The organism is Caballeronia sp. J97, from assembly GCF_905220305.1.
GTDB lineage: Bacteria > Pseudomonadota > Gammaproteobacteria > Burkholderiales > Burkholderiaceae > Caballeronia.
The window spans coordinates 223,977-241,567 of record NZ_CAJMZL010000003.1 but is presented as its reverse complement, the minus strand read 5'-3'; the positions used below and the strand labels follow the sequence as shown (position 1 = coordinate 241,567).

Annotated in this window: 19 protein-coding genes; 13 read left to right on the top strand and 6 right to left on the bottom strand. The window is 64.6% G+C overall.

Features of this window, described 5'->3' with window-relative positions; genetic code table 11:
• The first annotated feature begins 2 nt into the window (after positions 1-2).
• The 6 genes from U4Y90_RS07710 (at position 3) to U4Y90_RS07685 (ending at position 5,806) form a co-directional block, all read left to right on the top strand.
• On the top strand, positions 3-173 hold the full coding sequence (locus U4Y90_RS07710; protein ID WP_321793891.1) for a hypothetical protein: 171 nt from the start codon (positions 3-5) through the stop codon (positions 171-173).
• 27 nt (positions 174-200) lie between these two features.
• Positions 201-767, top strand: coding sequence for a cupredoxin domain-containing protein (locus tag U4Y90_RS07705; protein WP_321793889.1), 567 nt, complete (start codon positions 201-203; stop codon positions 765-767).
• On the top strand, positions 757-2,382 hold the full coding sequence (locus tag U4Y90_RS07700) for a b(o/a)3-type cytochrome-c oxidase subunit 1 (RefSeq protein WP_321793888.1): 1,626 nt from the start codon (positions 757-759) through the stop codon (positions 2,380-2,382). The genes U4Y90_RS07705 and U4Y90_RS07700 overlap by 11 nt, the downstream gene beginning before the upstream one ends.
• Positions 2,379-3,188, top strand: coding sequence for a c-type cytochrome (locus U4Y90_RS07695; protein WP_321793886.1), 810 nt, complete (start codon positions 2,379-2,381; stop codon positions 3,186-3,188). The genes U4Y90_RS07700 and U4Y90_RS07695 overlap by 4 nt, the downstream gene beginning before the upstream one ends.
• 855 nt (positions 3,189-4,043) lie before the next feature.
• Positions 4,044-5,099, top strand: coding sequence for an NAD(P)/FAD-dependent oxidoreductase (locus U4Y90_RS07690; RefSeq protein ID WP_321793884.1), 1,056 nt, complete (start codon positions 4,044-4,046; stop codon positions 5,097-5,099).
• Positions 5,096-5,806: an extensin family protein gene (locus U4Y90_RS07685; protein ID WP_321793882.1), complete on the top strand. Its 711-nt coding sequence runs from the start codon at positions 5,096-5,098 to the stop codon at positions 5,804-5,806. The genes U4Y90_RS07690 and U4Y90_RS07685 overlap by 4 nt, the downstream gene beginning before the upstream one ends.
• A gap of 1 nt (position 5,807) precedes the next feature.
• Here the strand turns inward: U4Y90_RS07685 and U4Y90_RS07680 are convergent, their stop codons facing one another.
• Positions 5,808-6,497 (bottom strand): HD domain-containing protein, encoded by a 690-nt coding sequence (locus U4Y90_RS07680; RefSeq protein WP_321793880.1) that lies wholly within the window; start codon positions 6,495-6,497, stop codon positions 5,808-5,810.
• 187 nt (positions 6,498-6,684) lie between these two features.
• On the opposite strand from U4Y90_RS07680, the gene U4Y90_RS07675 reads away from it, so the two are divergent.
• Positions 6,685-7,653, top strand: a complete 969-nt coding sequence (locus U4Y90_RS07675; RefSeq protein ID WP_321793878.1) for a GlxA family transcriptional regulator — start codon at positions 6,685-6,687, stop codon at positions 7,651-7,653.
• A 115-nt stretch (positions 7,654-7,768) separates the two neighbouring features.
• Positions 7,769-8,290, top strand: coding sequence for a hypothetical protein (locus U4Y90_RS07670; protein ID WP_321793876.1), 522 nt, complete (start codon positions 7,769-7,771; stop codon positions 8,288-8,290).
• A gap of 21 nt (positions 8,291-8,311) precedes the next feature.
• Here U4Y90_RS07670 and U4Y90_RS07665 read toward each other — a convergent pair whose 3' ends face one another.
• The gene (locus U4Y90_RS07665; protein ID WP_321793874.1) at positions 8,312-8,605 is read right to left on the bottom strand and encodes a hypothetical protein; all 294 of its coding nucleotides are present in this window, start codon (positions 8,603-8,605) and stop codon (positions 8,312-8,314) included.
• 249 nt (positions 8,606-8,854) lie between these two features.
• On the opposite strand from U4Y90_RS07665, the gene U4Y90_RS07660 reads away from it, so the two are divergent.
• The 3 genes from U4Y90_RS07660 (at position 8,855) to U4Y90_RS07650 (ending at position 10,661) form a co-directional block, all read left to right on the top strand.
• Positions 8,855-9,472, top strand: a complete 618-nt coding sequence (locus U4Y90_RS07660; RefSeq protein ID WP_321794076.1) for an OmpW/AlkL family protein — start codon at positions 8,855-8,857, stop codon at positions 9,470-9,472.
• A gap of 204 nt (positions 9,473-9,676) precedes the next feature.
• Positions 9,677-10,240, top strand: a complete 564-nt coding sequence (locus tag U4Y90_RS07655; RefSeq protein WP_321793872.1) for a hypothetical protein — start codon at positions 9,677-9,679, stop codon at positions 10,238-10,240.
• 22 nt (positions 10,241-10,262) lie between these two features.
• On the top strand, positions 10,263-10,661 hold the full coding sequence (locus tag U4Y90_RS07650) for a GFA family protein (RefSeq protein ID WP_321793870.1): 399 nt from the start codon (positions 10,263-10,265) through the stop codon (positions 10,659-10,661).
• Between the two features lie 16 nt (positions 10,662-10,677).
• On the opposite strand, the gene U4Y90_RS07645 is transcribed toward U4Y90_RS07650, so the two are convergent.
• Positions 10,678-11,688 carry a zinc-binding alcohol dehydrogenase family protein gene (locus tag U4Y90_RS07645; protein WP_321793868.1) on the bottom strand — a complete coding sequence of 337 codons (1,011 nt, stop codon included), beginning with the start codon at positions 11,686-11,688 and terminating at the stop codon, positions 10,678-10,680.
• A gap of 135 nt (positions 11,689-11,823) precedes the next feature.
• Between U4Y90_RS07645 and U4Y90_RS07640 the strand changes: the two genes are divergently transcribed.
• On the top strand, positions 11,824-12,702 hold the full coding sequence (locus U4Y90_RS07640; RefSeq protein WP_415749315.1) for an NAD-dependent protein deacetylase: 879 nt from the start codon (positions 11,824-11,826) through the stop codon (positions 12,700-12,702).
• A 2-nt stretch (positions 12,703-12,704) separates the two neighbouring features.
• Here U4Y90_RS07640 and U4Y90_RS07635 read toward each other — a convergent pair whose 3' ends face one another.
• Positions 12,705-13,961: an aminotransferase class V-fold PLP-dependent enzyme gene (locus U4Y90_RS07635; RefSeq protein ID WP_321793864.1), complete on the bottom strand. Its 1,257-nt coding sequence runs from the start codon at positions 13,959-13,961 to the stop codon at positions 12,705-12,707.
• Positions 13,962-14,221: 260 nt separating this feature from the next.
• Here U4Y90_RS07635 and U4Y90_RS07630 point away from each other — a divergent pair, with 260 nt between their 5' ends.
• Positions 14,222-15,904: a methyl-accepting chemotaxis protein gene (locus tag U4Y90_RS07630; protein WP_321793862.1), complete on the top strand. Its 1,683-nt coding sequence runs from the start codon at positions 14,222-14,224 to the stop codon at positions 15,902-15,904.
• Between the two features lie 7 nt (positions 15,905-15,911).
• On the opposite strand, the gene U4Y90_RS07625 is transcribed toward U4Y90_RS07630, so the two are convergent.
• Both U4Y90_RS07625 and U4Y90_RS07620 read right to left on the bottom strand, forming a co-directional pair.
• On the bottom strand, positions 15,912-16,904 hold the full coding sequence (locus tag U4Y90_RS07625) for an MDR family oxidoreductase (protein ID WP_321793860.1): 993 nt from the start codon (positions 16,902-16,904) through the stop codon (positions 15,912-15,914).
• A gap of 80 nt (positions 16,905-16,984) precedes the next feature.
• A complete protein-coding gene (locus U4Y90_RS07620) occupies positions 16,985-17,422 on the bottom strand; it encodes a PRC-barrel domain-containing protein (protein ID WP_321793858.1) in 438 nt (145 codons plus the stop codon).
• Positions 17,423-17,591 lie beyond the last annotated feature (169 nt).

The following is a 17,591-nucleotide window of genomic DNA, read 5'->3' as shown; positions in this document are numbered from 1 at the left end:
CCATGAACGAAGACCCGAATGACATCGCGAAGGAAGACGCGAAGCTCGACGAGATCGTCAAGCGCGGCCCGTCGGGAGCGATCGCGCTCGCGAGCATCTCGACGGCGATCGTGATCGGCATCTGGTTCGTCTTCTACTTCGCCGTGTTCCTGCCGCGCGGCGTGATCCAGTGATTCACACGGTTCATTAAGGCATCGCATATGGCCATCAATCCAAGCTCGCACGACGTCGCCGAACGGGTCGAACGGCGCTGGGCGATCCTCGTTCTCGCAATCGTCGTCGTGCTGGTCGGCATGGTCGTCTATACCGGCGTGCACTGGGCGATGATGCCGCCTTCGCGCGTCGAGACGGTGCGCCCCGAAACGCTGCATGTGTCGGGCGAATTCATCGAAAGCAATCTCGGCAGCGCGCCCGAGACGGACGGCTCGGTGACGGTGCGCATCGTGGCGCAGCAGTACTCGTTCACGCCGCAGTGCCTCGTCGTGCCGGCGGGCGTGCCGGTCACGTTCCGCGCGACGAGCTCGGATGTCGTGCACGGCTTTCTGATCACCGACACCAATATCAATTCGATGCTGGAGCCGGGCTATGTCTCGACCTTCAAGACGACCTTCGACAAACCCGGCGAGCATCTGATGCCTTGCCACGAGTATTGCGGCACCGGGCATCAGAACATGTGGGCGCACGTGAAGGTGGTGGATCGCGCCGAATTCATGCAGATGGCCGACAAGCTGCCGGCCAATTCGCGGAGAGTGTCCTGTGTTCAATAGCAAGCGCCTCGTACTCGCGCACTTCTGGCTGGCTTTCATCGCGTTCGGCGTCGCGCTTTTGCTCGGCGCATGGCAGATGTTCGTGCGCAGCCCGCTGCATCCCTGGCTGCAGAATCCGGAGCTTTACTATCGCTCGGTGACGGAGCACGGCACGGTGATGGGCTATGCGTTCCCGACGCTCATCGCGATGGGCTTCGGCTACGCGGTCAGCGAGCTCGCGCTGAAGCGTCCGCTCGTCGGCGTGCGCTTCGCGTGGCTCGGCTTCTGGCTCGTCGCCGTCGGCTCGGTCACGGCGACGGTGCCGGTCGCGATGGGCCTCGCATCCGTGCTCTACACTTTCTACCCGCCGATGATCGGCAACGTGTTTTACTACGTCGGCGTCGTGTTCGTGGTGGTCGGCTCGTGGGTGTGGGTCGCGCTGATGTCGGTGAATCTGGCGTCATGGCGGCGCGAGAACCGCGGCAAACCCGTACCGCTCGCGATGTTCGCGACCGTCGCTGGCGCGTATCTGTGGGGCTGGACAGCGGTGGGCGCGGCGATCGAAGTGCTGTTCATGATCCTGCCTGTCGCGATCGGCTGGAAGACGACCATCGACGCGGGCCTCGCGCGCGTGTTCTTCTCCTGGACGCTGCACGCGATCGTCTACTTCTGGCTGATGCCCGCGTATATCGCGTACTACACGATCATTCCGCGCGCGATCGGCGGCCGGCTCTACAGCGATGCGATGGCGCGCATTTCGTTCATCCTGTTTCTCGTCGTGTCGATGCCCATCGGGATTCACCACTTGTTCGCCGACCCGCAAGTGGGTTCCGGCTTCAAGTTCATGCACTCGGTGTTCACCGCGCTCGTCGCGGTGCCGACGCTGCTCACGGTGTTCACGATCTGCGCGTCGGTGGAGATCGCGGCGCGGCTGCGCGGCGGACGCGGTCCGTTCGGCTGGATCAAGGCGTTGCCGTGGGATAACCCGATGATGCTCGCCGTTGCGTTTTCGTTCGTGATGCTCGGCTTCGGCGGCGCGGGCGGGCTTATCAACATGAGCTATCAGCTCGACTCGACTGTGCACAACACGCAATGGGTGACGGGGCATTTTCATCTGATTTTCGGCGGCGCTATCGTCATCATGTATTTCGTGATCGCCTACGATCTCTGGCCGCATCTTACCGGGCGCGCGCTGCAGAGCGTGAAGCTGATGCGCTGGCAGTTGTGGCTGTGGTTCATCGGCATGATCGTGCTGACGTTCCCGTGGCATTTCGTCGGCATTCTGGGGATGCCGCGGCGCATGGCGTTCTATGACTACAAGGATCCGGCGATCGCCGCGCAAGCGTTCTCCGTGGTGATCTCGGTCTTGGGTGGATTGATTCTCGTCGTGTCGGCGGTGTTGTTCTTCATCGTGCTGATCAAGGCGCATCGCGCGCCGCAGGTGCAGCCGGAAGAGTTCCGCTTCAGCCGCGCGGTGCACGAGCCGCGCACCATTCCGGTGGCGTTGAACAGCTTCGCGCTGTGGATCGTGCTGATGATCGGGCTCACGCTCGTCAACTACGGCTATCCGATCGCGCAACTGCTTGCGCGCCCGGACACGGCGGTGCCCGCGGTGCCGATCGGAGCGCAGCGATGAGCGACGAACGCCTCTTCACATTCCGCAACCGCTGGTTCACCGTCAGCGTATTGGGGACGATCGCGATCGCGGTGGTATCGGCGCTGATCGGTTTCGTGTGGCTGCCTTCGGTGCAGCGCGATGCGCCGTTCACCGGCATCTGGAACGCGATCTGTAGCGCGGCGGGCGTGCCGCGCGACTGGTATGCGGGCGGTACGACTGTCGAGCCGAAGGAGAAGCTGACGAGTGTGGAGATGACGCCTCAGCTGCTCGACAGGGTGAGCGCGAATTCGATCGGGCGCGGCGCGACGCTGGCCTTGCGCTGCACGATGTGCCATGGCGAGCGCGGCATGAGCGAGGCGAATTCGCCGAATCTCGCGGGGCAGTATGCGTCGGTGATTTACAAGCAGTTGATCGATTTTCAGAAGGGTGCGCGGACCAACGCGGTCATGTCGCCGATGGCGATGAATCTGAGCGATCAGGATATGCGCGATCTCGCGGCGTACTATTCGAACCTGCCGCGACCGCCTGCGCAGCGCAAGGTGAGTTCCGGGCTTGCGCCGCCGATCGTCGCGCATGGTGCGCCGATGCGCAATGTCGTGCCCTGCGCGGTGTGTCACGGCGGCATCGACAGCAAGGCGGGGAGTCCGTGGCTCGATGGCTTGCCGGCGGCTTATACCAAATCGCAGTTGATCGCGTTTGCTAATGGCACGCGCACGAATGATATCGATGGGGTCATGCGCAATGTTGCGCGCAACATGACGCCGGAGGAGATCGATGCTGCTGCGATGTATTACGCGCGGGAGTTGAATGAGATGGGGAAGTGAAAGGGGGATTTTGGTTTTGGTTTTGGCTTTCGCTTTCGCCGGATCCCGTATTCGTGTCGGTCTATTAGCACTGCCCCTGTGCGGGGCGGCAGTCACTTTCTTTGCTGCTGCAAAGAAAGTAACCAAAGAAAGCAGCTATCCCCATCCAAAGTACTTCACACCGGCCGCGGCACAGGCGATTGGCCTAATGGCCCGCCCGTAGCGAGTGCCCTCACAAGCAGATCACAGCTTGGATCGCGCACGGTCTGTCTCCTCGCACCGCAATCCTTGCTGGCTCAGCACGAAATAGGTCCGGCCCGCTACGCGGCCGACCGGTTAATTGGGGATGCGCGTGCTTCTTTACTAACGCTTCCATCTCACTGCGATTGCAAACCGATGGTTTCCCTTGTGGACCCGGCGGCAGCGCGTAGCGCTGTGCCGAAGCTATTTCGTGCTGCACCAGCGCTCTTAAAGTACTGGTTCGTCAGATCGTGCGCGGTCCACGCTGTGTTCTGCTTGCGGGGGTACTCGCTACTGGCGGACCATTAGGCCAATCGCCTGTGCCGCGGCCGGTGTGAAGTACTTTGGATGGGGAGAGCTGCTTTCTTTGGTTACTTTCTTTGCAGCAGCAAAGAAAGTGACTGCCGCCCCGCACAGGGGCAGAGCTAATAGACCGACGTGATAACGGGATCCGACGCAGGCGCAAAACACGTGATAACGGGATCCGACGCAGACGCAAAACAACGAAGCGAACCCACCCCCACCCCCAATGCCCGCCAAACAAAAAGGGGCTTAATTGCTCCGTCAGAACGCTTTCTGTATCGTGACCCAAAGAATGCTGAAAAAAAATCAGCAAGCCAAGGAAAGCAAACCGAAATGGAACCGCAAAGCGAAGCGATAAGAACCGACGTATTGATCATAGGCGCGGGCCCGGTAGGGCTATTCGCCGCCTTCGAGGCGGGCGTGATCGGCCTCACATGCCAGATCGTCGACACCCTCGGCCGCATCGGCGGCCAGTGCATCGAGCTATATCCCGACAAGCCGATCTACGACATCCCCGCGATTCCCTCATGCACCGCACGCGAGCTCGTCGATCGCCTGCTGGAGCAGATTCGTCCCTTCGATGTGCCGATTCACCTCGACCAGCGCGTGCAGTCCGTCACGCAACGCGACGACGATCATCGCTGGACGGTGACGACCGAACGCGGCATGACCTTCGATTGCGCCGCGATCCTGATCGCCGCCGGCAACGGCGCCTTCGTCCCGCAGCGTCTGCAATTGCCCGAAGCGGCCGCGCTCGAAGGCACGGATGTGCATTACAGCGTCTCGCGCGCGGCCGATTTCGCGGACAAGGCGATCATCGTCGCGGGCGGCGGCGATTCGGCGCTCGACTGGGCGCTGGCGTTGAAAGACATCGCGAAGAAGCTCACGCTCGTGCATCGGCGCAGCGGCTTTTCCGCCGCGGCGAACTCCGTTGCAGCGATGAAGCGCGCAGTCGAAGCAGGCGAGATGACGTTCGTCGTCGGCATGATCGAATCGCTCGATGCGCCCGATGGCGCACTGCGCGGCGTGCGCATCAAGCAAGTGGAAGGCTCGGCCGATATCGCCGTCGACAAGATCGTCGCGCTCTATGGTCTCGTCTCCGAACTCGGCCCGATCGCAACATGGAATCTCGATGTGCGCGGCGGACGCATCGAAGTCGATACGTCGAACTATGAGTCGTCGCGGCCGGGCATTTTCGCGGTCGGCGATATCGCCAACTATCCGAACAAGCAGAAGCTGATCCTGTCGGGCTTTCATGAAGCATCGCTCGCGCTGCGCAAAGCTTATTCGTATGCCTATCCCGAGAAGAAACGCGTGCACGTGCATTCGAGCTACGACGCCAAACTCGCCGAGCGCGTGAACGCCGCGCACACGGCCGACAGCGCGTGATTTCACGCATCGTCGGCTGGCTCTTCGTTGTCTTGATCGCCGGCGCGACGATGTTCGGCTATGCCGTGTATTCGAAGCGCATCGTGTTGCCCGAGCGTTACGATCCCTTCGCGCCGCTCGATGTGCTCGCGGATCGAGACCCGCTCACGCACTTCAAGCTATGGCGCACGATGCGCGACGCGCGGCTCTGCGACGCCGCGCTCGCACGCTCCGGGCTCGTCTATCGCGAGATGGCTAATGCGGCGGGGCCGGGCGGTTGCCCGCTCGAGGATGTCGTTCGCGTCACGCAGGCGCAAAGTCTGCGCTTCAGTTCGCCGTTTCTCGCGACATGTCCGCTCGCGCTCGGCATCGCGTATTTCGAGCATCAATATCTTCAGCAAGCGGCGCTCGATACATATGGCGAACGCGTCACGCGCATCGAGCATGTCGGCAGTTATGCATGCCGCAACGTGAATCATCGGCAAGACACCGGACTGAGCCAGCACGCGAGCGCCAACGCCATCGATCTGACCGGCTTCGTGCTCGACGACGGACGCCGCATCACGCTCGCGCGCTGGGACGACGCGGCATCGCCCGATGGCCAGTTCCTTCGCCGCGTTCACGAAGGCGCGTGCCATGCCTTCGATACCACCCTCGGTCCCGATTACAACGCGTTGCACAAGACGCACTTTCACGTCGACATGGGTCCATACCGCGTGTGCCGCTGAATCAGACGTGCCGATGCGCCGGATGGCGGCACGTCGCCGGATCGTGAGGCTGATCGTTCCACGCCGATCCGAGGATGATGCTGCAAAAGTTCACGCGCCGGTAGGTTGGGTCCTTGAGCGCGAGGACATCGGCCTTGACGTTGCCGAAGGTCGATTCGGGCTTCCTGATCGTGCCTTGCGCGAACGCATCGATGATGCCTTCCTTGAAGTTCGTTTCGCGCGGATGCGCCGCGACCACGAGCCGCCGTTGATCCGCGCTGAACTCGTCGTAGGCAAGACCGAGCACGTCCATCTCGACGCCCGCCGTGACCAGCGCGACCACTGGTTTCTTGTACTGCGGAATGCCCGGCGTCGTGTGAAGCGCGATCGCATCCCACACTTGCTCGATCTCGTTTTCGCCGATGCGATGCTGGCGCAGAAAGTCGCGCGCCGCGTTCGCGCCATCGACTTCGAATCGGTCATGCGCACTGCTGTACGCGTCGGTGAGGCCCATGTCGTGGAACATCGCGCCGATATAGAGCAGTTCGGGATCGTACTTCAGTTGCTTGCGTTCGCCCGCGAGCGCGCCGAACAGGAACACGCGGCGCGAATGGTTGTAGAGCAGGTCGGGCTCGGTGTCGCGTACGAGTTGCGTGGCTTCGCGCGCCATCTGGCTTTCGGGGATCCTGATGCCTGCAATGATTTCGCTCATGGTTACGGCTCCGTGACGTGAGTTGATCGAAGACGCGAATCACTGCGCGTTGCTAAAATCGCGCAGCGCGTCGGGTGCCTTTCAGTCTCGGCAAAACGCCTTCGTGCCTCAACCGGAACGACGCGTCGAACTCTGCCAGGCGCACGCCGTCTTCTGCCATGCGCGCCGATCACGGACCTTCTTCCCGATGCATACAGTTGCGATCGCGATCTTCCAGGGCGTGCAGGCGCTCGATGTAGCCGGTCCCGTCGATGTCTTCGCGGAGGCAAACGCCTTCATTCCCGCAGCGAGCGCGTATGAGATCGCGCTCGTCGGTCCCGAAGAGCGCATCGTGCGCGCATCGAACGGCACGCGGCTCGTCGCGGATCTGTCGTTCGACGAAGCGGACCGGCGCTACGGCACCGCGCTCGTCGCCGGCGGCCCGGCTCTCCCTTTCGATGCGCCCGATCCTCGGCTGACCGCCTGGCTCGCCGATGCGGCATTACGCTGCGAGCGCTACGGCTCGATCTGCACCGGCGCGTTCGCGCTCGGTCACGCGGGGCTGCTCGACGGCCGCGATGTGACCACGCACTGGCAGAATGCGCCGCGACTCGCGGCGCGCTTTCCGCGCGCCCGCGTCGAGCTGGATCGCATCTACGTGCGCGACGGCAGTCTCGTCACGTCGGCGGGTGTGACGGCGGGCATCGATGTCGCGCTCGCGCTCGTCGCCGAGGATCACGGCGCGCGGGTCGCGCTCGCGGTCGCGAAGCGGCTCGTCGTATTCGCGCAGCGGCGCGGCGGCCAGTCGCAGTTCAGCCCATATCTGAGCGCACCAGCCGATGACACGTCGCCCGTCGCGAAAGTGCAGGCGCATGTGATGGAGCACATCGGCGAGCGGCTGTCGGTCGCGCAACTGGCGAGCGTCGCGGGCATGAGCGAGCGCAGCTTCGCGCGCGCGTTCGTGCAGCTCGCGCACATGACGCCGCATGAGTTCGTCGAACGCGCACGCGTCGACGCGGCCCGCAATATGCTGGAGAGCAGCGACACGCCGCTCAAAACCGTCGCGTACGATTGCGGCTTCGGCACGGCGGATCGCATGCGGCTCGTGTTTACGCGGCGGCTCGGCGTGTCGCCGAACGACTATCGGCTGAGCTTTCGCACGCGCTTTGCGAAGTGACCGGAGCGCTCGCGCGCCAACGTGTCACGCCGGGTTCGCTAAAATTCGAGATGAACGCGGCACGTGCTGCATTGCGCGCGCCGCAGAATCCACCCTCGACATATCGGAACAGCGAATGACGAAACAACAGACCGCCATGCAAGATCCCTACGAACGACGCGCGCTGCTGCTGCATCTCGGCGATGTGCTGGAGTCGGTGTTTTGCCTGAGCCAATGCGCCGACGAATACGCGAGCATCGGTGAAGCGGTGAAGGGCAACGATGCGCTCACGGGCTTCACGCTGCTCGGCTTCATCGACGCGAGCATGAAGCCGAGGGATTTCATCCGCCGGGCGTCGGGCGCGTTTTTCGTATGGCCGAAAGCGCTTCTCGACGAAGCATTGAATCGACCGATGCTCGCCAACACGGTCAGGCACGATCTCTTCGCGGATAACGCGAAGGGCTGGGATGCCTACGTCGAAGAGCGGCGCAAGGAAGTGCCGTGGTTCGGCGAGGACCTGCCGGATGCCGCGAAGAGCGCCGCGCCGGCGCACGATGCGAAGCCCGCTCCGGCGCCGCAGAAGAAGAGCAAGGCGACATCCGAGAAGTCGTCCCGCTATTCGACGTGGCCGTGGCCCGACAAGGCTACCGACGCCTGATCCACGCGGTACGCGCCGACGCTACTGCTTCTTGCTCATGCCGCTCGCGCCCGCGTCGAAGCCGAGTCCGTTCGGCCGCTCGGGCGCGGCCCCTTTTCCGGACGATGTCTTGCCCGGACGTGTCTTGAGCGCATCGCTCGCATTCGTGGCGGCGGTCGCGGGCGGGGTGACGTTTTTCTCCTGATACGCGGGCGTGCTGTCGTATTCGAGCTTGTTCGGCTTTTGCGGCGCCTGCTGCGCGCTCGCGACGACGGCCAGCGTGCCGCCGAGCAGAACCCCCGTCATGCGCCCGAGTGTGCTGAGTGTGGGTCTCATCTGCCGCCTCCCTTTGTTCTGCGCTTTTCCCCTGAATAGCAACGCATGGACCCGCCCGCAAGCGACGCTCGGCCGCATGTCTGGCGAGCCGCTGCTGGGGCTTGTCGATGCGCAAGGACCACCCCGATAGGCCGTGTACGTCCGGCGCGCGTTGACTGTCGTCAAGGGCGTGGCGGAACCCCGACGGGGACAATTCCTGCTTTTAACGTGGGAAAACCAGAAATGAAAAAAGGTCTCGGGGCAGTTGTGATGGCATGCGCGGCGCTGTTGACGGGCGCGGCGCACGCGGCAGGCGATGCATCGTCGAACGATTCGATGGGCGGCATTCACGCCGGCGATATCCTGGTTCGCCTGCGCGCGATCAGCATCCAGCCCGACGTGACGGCGGGCGGCGCACTCAACACGCTCAACGTCAACGTGAACAACGCGATCGTGCCGGAGCTCGACTTCACCTACATGATCCGCGATCAGATCGGCGTGGAGCTGATTCTCGCGACCTCGCGACATCAACTGACATCGAGCATCGGTGGACTGGGCGGCGTGGGCGTGCTGCCGCCGACGGTGCTCCTGCAATACCACTTCAATCACGCGGGCCGCGTGCGTCCGTATGTCGGCGCGGGCCTGAACTACACGTACTTCTACAACGACAAGCTGAAGGCGGGCGACACGCCGGTGTCGATCAAGCACAGCAGCTTCGGCCCGGCGCTGCAGGCGGGTGTGGACGTTCAGGTGGCGAAGAACCTCTTCGTCAACGCGGACGTGAAAAAGATCTGGATGCGCACGAGCGCGTCGGCGGACGGTGCCAATCTCGGCTCGCTCAAGATCGATCCGTGGGTCATCGGCCTCGGCGTCGGCATGAAGTTCTGATGCGCGGCTCCGCGCGGCGTGTGTGCGGCGCGGCGCGCTTCGTCTGAAAATTGGCGGAAGATGCCAGTGCTTCTGGCGTGGACGGTTCGTCCGTCGCGGTATCCTTGACAGCAGGCCCGGCGCAGACTCGCGCCGCTCGAAGCATGTGCGGGCGGCGCAAGACCTGCAACGACTAATAAAACCGCATCGGGGAACTGCAAGCCAATGAGACCTTCCACTTACGCGGGAATCGCCTTGCTCGCGGCGTGTGGCGCCGCCTTCGCGCAACAGCCGCTCACCGTGCCCGGACGCAGCCAGAGCACGTGGCAGCAATCGATCGATAACGCCGCCTGCTACAGCTACGCCAATCAGACGACCAAAGTGAACATCGCGCGCGAGCCGCAGACGCAGCCGCGCGACGCTCAGGCGCAGCGCGACACGCGCGTGCTCACGCCGCCGCGTCCGGTCGAGCCGCCGCTGCCGGCGGGTGCATCCGGCGCGCTCGCGGCTTCCGCTGCAGCGCCGGCATCGGGCGCATCGGCGGCGATTGCCGCATCGGGCGCATCGGGGGCGCTGGCCACGGGCGCGCTGCCGCATCCCGCATCCGGCGCGATGCCCGGGATTCCGGCGGTGCCCGCATCGATGGCGGCGGGCGCATCGGGCGCATCCGACGCGATCTACGGCGGCGACATGAAGATGCCGCCACTGCCGCCGCCCGAACCGCCGATGACGCGTTACTGGCGCGCCTACAGCGAATGCATGCAGAACCGCGGCTACTTCACGCGATAAACCCCGACGAGCGCCCGGCGGCATGAATCCTCAGCCGATACACGAAGGCGGATGCGCATGCGGCGCGGTGCGCGTGCGTGTCGCGGGCGAGCCGAAGGAAGTGAATCTGTGCCACTGCATGACGTGCCGCCGCATTCACGGCGCGCCGTTCGGCGTGTACGCGATCTTTGCGCGCGACGCGTTTCAGGCGTCGGGCGACACGGTCGCGTGGAAGAGTTCGGCGACGGGCAAGCGGCATCATTGCCCGGTGTGCGGCTCGCCGGTCTATCTGGCGTTCGATGGCGTCGACGAGATCGAAGTGCCGACCGGCATCTTCGATGAAACCGGGCTGTATGCGCCGCAGTACGAAATCTGGTGCAAGAGCGCGGAGCCGTGGCACGACGCGCAAGGGCGGCCGCGCCATGCACGCGGCGCGCCCTGATCAGACCATCAGCACATCAGCACTCGACGATCGCTTTCACGACGCCCGCCTTCGGATCGAGCAGCGACGAGAATTGCTCGGGCACATCGCTCAACGTCAGTCGATGCGTATTGAGCGCGTCCGTCGGCACTTCGCCTTTGCGCATGGCCGCAAGCACGGTCTCGAAGTCCTCGGGCGTCGCATTGCGGCTCGCGAGCAGCGTCGCTTCGCGTTTGTGGAACTCGGGATCGGCGAACGAGATGCGGTCCGGCACGATCGACACCAGCACGTACTTACCGCCATGCGCGATGAACTCGAAACCGCGTTCCATCGCGCGTGAATTGCCGGTTGCGTCGAACACCACATCGAAGAACTCGCCGTTCGTGAGCTTCGACAGTTCCTCTTTGTCGTGCTCGCCGATCTGCACGGTGGCATCGACTTTCAGTTCGCGCTTGCAGAACGCGAGGCGGTCTTCGCGCGTATCGAGCGCGGTGACGTTCGCGCCGCGCAGCCGCGAAAACGTGATGGCCGCCATGCCGATCGGACCCGTGCCGACGACCAGCACGCGCTGTCCCGGCTTCACGTCCGCGCGACGCACCGCATGCGCGCCGATCGCGAGAAATTCGATCATCGCGGCCTGATCGAGCGTGACGCCGTCGGCCTTGTGGACGAACTGCGCGGGCAGATTCAGATATTCGGTGAACGCGCCGTCGCGATGCACGCCGAGCACCTGAATGTTCACGCAGCAGTTGGTCTTGCCCTGACGGCACGCGATGCACTGGCCGCACGACAGATAGGGCATGACATAAACAGTGTCGCCCGCTTTCAGGCCGCTCGCCGCGTCCGCTTCCTCGATGACGCCGGACAGTTCGTGACCCATCACGCGCGGATACGACAGATACGGCTGATTGCCGGTGAAGATGTGCAGGTCGGTGCCGCACACGCCGACGCGCTTCACGCGCAGCAGCACTTCGTTGTCGCCACGCCGCGGCTTCTCGCGCTGTTCGGCTTTCAGGGTTCCGGGCGTTTCGCAAATGACGGTCAGCATGCTGGATGTCTCGATGTGTCGTTGGAATGGGGCGTTCGACAATCTAACGATACACGCCTATTTGGTCAAGCCAATTTAAATATCGTAAAAGTGGTAAGGCCAGAGAGCAGCCGGCGGCGCGTGCGGTTTCGGCTTATATTCCCACCAGAGCGAACCGCGCGGATACGCGCAAAAGGACGGCAAGTGCAGCAGCTTCATGAATTCGTCGAACGGCATCCGCGGCTCTTCGTGCTGTCGGGCGCGGGCATCAGCACGGAATCGGGCATTCCCTGTTATCGCGACCGCGAAGGCCAGCGCACGGGCCGCGCGCCGATTCTGCTGAAGGATTTTCTCGGCTCGGACTACGCGCGGCGGTGCTATTGGGCGCGCAGCCTGATCGGCTGGCCGGTCGTGCAGAACGCGCGGCCGAACGCCGCGCATCACGCATTGCGGGCGCTGGCCGCGCGCTCGCGGGTGCATCGGCTCGTCACGCAGAATGTCGATGGCTTGCACACGCGCGCCGGCAATCCCGATGTGATCGAACTGCACGGCAATATCGGGCGGGTGCGCTGCATCGAATGCGGCGAGCGCCATACGCGCGAGGCGGTACAGCGCATGCTGGAAGCGGCGAATCCGGCGTTCCTCGGTTATACGGCGGCCGCGGTGCCGGACGGCGACGCGCAGGTCGAGGATATCGATTTCGCCTCATTCGATGTGCCCGGCTGCACGCGTTGCGGCGGCGTGCTCAAACCGGACGTGGTGTTCTTCGGCGAGAGCGTGCCGCGCGTGCTCGTCGATGACGCGGCGCGCTCGCTGGAAGCCGCCGACGCGATGCTCGTCGTCGGATCGTCGCTGATGGTGTATTCGGGCTATCGCTTCTGCGAGTGGGCGGCGAAGAGCGGCAAGCCGATCGCGGCGATCAACATTGGCAAGACGCGCGCCGATGCGCTCCTCGCGCTGAAAGTCGAAGCGCCGTGCTCGGACGCGCTCGAACGATTGATCGAGCGTCTCGATGCACGGCCGGCGGCGGGCTAGCGCTACCTTGCTTCGCGCGACAGCGCCGCGATGCCTTCGAGCAGGCGCGCTGCATCGGACATGCGCGAGAAGAGCGCGGGCGTCACGCGCACGACTTCGCCCGCATCGGGACCGGGCCGCGTCACCGTGAACACGCCGAAGCGCTCGCGCAGCGCGGCGACGATCGCATCGCAGCCTTCTTTCGTCGCGCGTCCTTCGAGCCGGAAGGCGGTGATGCCGGCGGTCATCGCCGGATCATCCGGCGTCATGATCTGCACGCCGCGCAGCTCGCGCGCGGGTTCCGCCCATGCATCGCGCAACGCCCGCAAGCGCGCTTCCTTCGCCTTCGCGCCGATGCGCCGATGGACGTCGAGCGCCGATGGCAGCGTGAACCACGCAGCGAAATTCGGCGAGCCGGTATGCACGCGCGCGCGGATATCGTCGGCGGGCCAGGTGCGGTCGCCGAGATACGGATCGATCGACGGGACGTGCCCGCGGCGGATATAGATCGCGCCGCAGCCGAGCGGCGCGCCGATCCACTTGTGGAGATTCAGCGCGGCGAACGGCGCGTCCAGGTCGGGCACGTCGAAATCGAGCTGGCCCCACGAATGCGCGGCATCGACGACCACGTCCGCGCCTGTCTCCTTCGCCATCGCCGATATTTCCGCGACCGGCAGCACGAGGCCCGTCGCGAAGCACACGTGCGACAGCAGCACGAGCCGCGTGCGCGGATGCGCGCGCAATGCCTTCGCATAGGTTTCCAGAACCGCTTCGCGCGTCGCCGGCTCGGGCATCGTGATGCGCACCGGCGTCACGCCGCGCCGCTCGCGCAGCCATTCCATCGCGTCCTTCCCGCACGGGTAGTCGAGATCGCTATAGAGCACCGTGTCGCCCGGCGCGAGACGGTTGTAGCCGCTGATGAGCGCGAGCAATGCCTCGGTCGCATTGCGCGTCAGCTCGATTTCCTCGACCGTGCAACCCATCTCCCGCGCGACGCGCTCGCGCAAGCTCTGGTACAGCGCCATCAGATGCGGGCGGATCAGGAGCGTCGTCTCGCGGTTCACGCGCTCGGTCCAGTACTGGAACATCGCCTTCACGGGCTCGGGCATCGCCCCCCAGAAGCCGTTCTCCAGATTGATCAACTCGTCCGAGTGCCGCCACAGATCGCGCACCGCGTTCCAGTAGTTTTCGTCCGTCGCGAGCATCGTCGATGGCGTGTGGGGCAGCGCGGCGAGCGCGCTTTTGAATTCGGGTGTGCGGTGGTCGAGGAGATCGGGCATCGGATAGGCAGTGAGTTGGAAAAGGAAACTATTACTGGAGATCGCGGTTTTCGAAAGTAACGAGATGACCGGCGCGGCTAGACAAAATGCAGACTATTTGCATCTTTCCCCTTCAGACGGAAAGCTGCGGGGCCGTAATCATCAGAAGAGCGTCGCGCACTAAGTGCGTCAAACGTTCGCTCGTGCACTGCAGTATGCCGCGCGAAGCGACCTGATGGCGCCGTATGTCCCTACAACGGACTCTGAGAGAACCCACAAAAATGAATCTCAAGAACATCACGATCAAGAGCAAGCTGATCGCTGGCTTCGGCATTCTGGCGGTGCTGGTCGTGCTGGTGGCGGGCATGTCCTTGCGCGCTTTGTCCGCCGCGACGGATGGCTTCGCGCACTACGTGAACGGCATCAACGCCCGCGCCGACGTGGCCAGCCAGATCCGCACGGCCGTCGACCGGCGCGCGATCGCTGCGCGCAATCTCGTGCTCGTCACGAAGCCGGCCGACCTCGAACTCGAAAAAGCCGAAGTCATGCGCGCGCACGAGGACGTGCAGGCGCGTCTCAGGCAACTCGGCGACATGCTCGCCTCCGCGACCGACACGAGCGAAAAGGCGAAAAACCTCGCGGGTGAGATGGCGCGCGTGGAAGCCTTGTACGGGCCGGTCGCGACGAACATCGTCGGGCTTGCGCTCGCAGGCAAGCGCGACGAGGCGATCCAGAAGATGGACGACGAATGCCGCCCGCTACTCGCGCAACTGGTGAAGGCCACGGACGATTACGCGACCTACACTGCCGCGCGGCGCGAAGACATCGTGCGCGCCGATCAGGCGAGCTACGAGATGCAGCGCAACGTGCTGCTCGCGCTGTGCGCGGCGGCAGCGCTCTTCGCCGTGATCGCGGGCGCGCTGCTCACGCGCTCGATCACGCTGCCGATCGGCGAGGCGGTCGGCATCGCGCAGACAGTGGCGCGCGGCGATCTGACGAGCCGCATCGTCGCCGAGTCGAAGGACGAAACCGGCGACCTGTTGCGCGCGCTCTCGACGATGAACACGCGCCTCACCGATATCGTGAGCCGCGTACGCGAAAGCAGCGGTGCGGTCGGCGGCGCGGCGAAGGAGCTCGCGACCGGCAACACCGACCTGAGCCAGCGCACTGAGGAGCAGGCCGCGTCCCTGCAGGAAACGGCGGCGAGCATGGAAGAACTCACCTCGACCGTGCGTCAGAACGCCGAGAACGCGCAGCAGGCGAGTTCGCTCGCGTCGAATGCGTCGGATATCGCGAAAAAGGGCAGCGATGTCGTCGGCCGTGTGGTGGCGACGATGAACGGCATCAGCGACAGCTCGGACCAGATCGCGGAGATCACCGGCATCATCGAGGGCATCGCGTTCCAGACCAACATTCTCGCGCTCAACGCGGCCGTGGAAGCGGCGCGCGCGGGCGAGCAGGGCCGTGGCTTCGCGGTCGTCGCGAGCGAAGTGCGCAGCCTCGCGCAGCGTTCGTCGACGGCGGCGAAGGAGATCAAGGAACTGATCGCGGATTCGGTGGGCAAGGTGCGCGACGGCTCGATGCTCGCGGGCGAGGCGGGCGCCACGATGGCGGAAGTGACGCAGGCCGTCGCGCGCGTGACGGACATCATGCAGGAGATCGCGGCGGCGTCGGTGGAGCAGGGACGCGGGATCGAGCAGGTGAACCTCGCGATCACGCAGATGGACGAAGTCACGCAGCAGAACGCGGCGCTCGTCGAGGAAGCAGCGGCGGCGGCGACCTCGCTCGAAGAGCAGGGACGCAGGCTCAACGAAGCCGTGGCGTTCTTCACGGTGGAAGGCGCGGGGACTGCGTTCGTGCCGTCCGCGCCGCGCGTGACGCGCGCCCCGGTGGCGAAGCCTGCGCCTCGTGTCGCTCATGTCGCCGCAGCGGAGCCCGCTGGCGACGGCTGGAGCACCTTCTGACGGCGGCTCAGGCGTTCACGTCGACGATCACGCGGCCCTTCACTTCGCCGCGCAGCAAACGCGCGGCGACTTCGGGCGCATCGGCGAGCGGGATGGTCGTCGCGACGCTTTCGATGGTCGCGACCGGCACTTCCTCGGCGATCGCCTGCCACGCCGCGATGCGCCGCGCGCGCGGCACGTAGACGCTGTCCACGCCCAGCAGCGCGACGCCGCGCAGGATGAACGGCGCGACCGTCGCCGGAAAATCCATGCCTTGCGCAAGGCCGCAGGCGGCAACGGCGCCGCCGTAGCGAATGCTCGCGCAGACGTTCGCGAGCGTATGGCTGCCGACGCAATCGACGGCCGCCGCCCAACGCTCTTTCTGCAGCGGCTTGCCCGGCCCCGACAATGTCGCGCGCTCGACGATGTCCGCCGCGCCCAGCTCGCGCAAACGCGCGGCTTCCTCGGGACGGCCGGTCGACGCGATCACGCGATAGCCGCGCTTCGCGAGAATCGCGACCGCAAAGCTGCCGACGCCGCCGTTCGCGCCCGTCACGAGCACGTCGCCGTCGTTCGCGGCGATGCCGTATTTTTCCAGCGCCTGCACGCACAGCATCGCGGTGTAGCCCGCGGTGCCGACCGCCATCGCCTGACGCGTCGTGATGCCGGCGGGCAATGCGATCAGATGATCGCCCGGCACGCGCGCCCGCTGCGCGAGCCCGCCCCAATGCGTTTCGCCGGCGCCCCAGCCGTTGAGCACGACCGCGTCGCCGGGTTTGAAATCCGGATGCGAACTCGTTTCGACGACACCCGCGAAGTCGATGCCGGGCACCATCGGCCATGTGCGCACGACCGGGATTTTTCCGGTGATCGCGAGTCCGTCCTTGTAGTTGAGCGTGGAGAAGTCGACGCGCACGAGCACGTCGCCGTCGCCGGACGAAGCAAGGCGGGCATCGTCGATCGATTGAACGGACGCGACCGTGCGGTCGTCCTGCTGGTCGAGCATGAGGGCTTTGAACATCGGCGGAGTCCGGTCGAGGGTGAGTGTCGCGTCGACAAGAGCGAGGCGGCGCGTGGCCGCCTCGCATCTACCTCGACGAATCAATGATGCTCGAATTGCGAGCGCGGGATCGGCGTCGCCTTCACCTTGTTGTACTGGAATTCGGGCAACGCCTTGATCGCGTCCTTGGTCGCGCCCGCGAGCACGAACTTGCCGTCCTTCACGTCGAGTTGATCGACCGGAATCGCGACATCGTGACGCGCGACGCCCAGAAACTTGTTCGCCGCGATGATCGCGAACGAAACGGATTTGTCGGGCGCGACGATGATGTCGTTGATCACGCCGACGCGCTCTCCCTGATCGTTCACGACGGGTTTGTTGAGGATGGATTTCTTGACGCTCCAGCCGTCGATGATGGCGGTCGACACTTCGACCGTTACACCGAGCGGTTGCGCGCCCGCGACCTGGGCGAACGATGCCGTGGAAGTCAGGCCAAGTGCCGACGATGCAACGAGCAGTGCCACGAGTTTCGATTTCATTGGTTCGATTCCTCAAAGGATGGGGACAACCGGTTCAATGGAAATGCGCGATTCAAGCTTCCGGCGCGGTAGAAGTTTGAACGTTAATCGTGGTTTCTGCAGGAACGGTGTCGGGTTGCGCCGAGCGCACTGCAATAGTGCGAACGTGCGTTGTCGTCACCGGGACGAC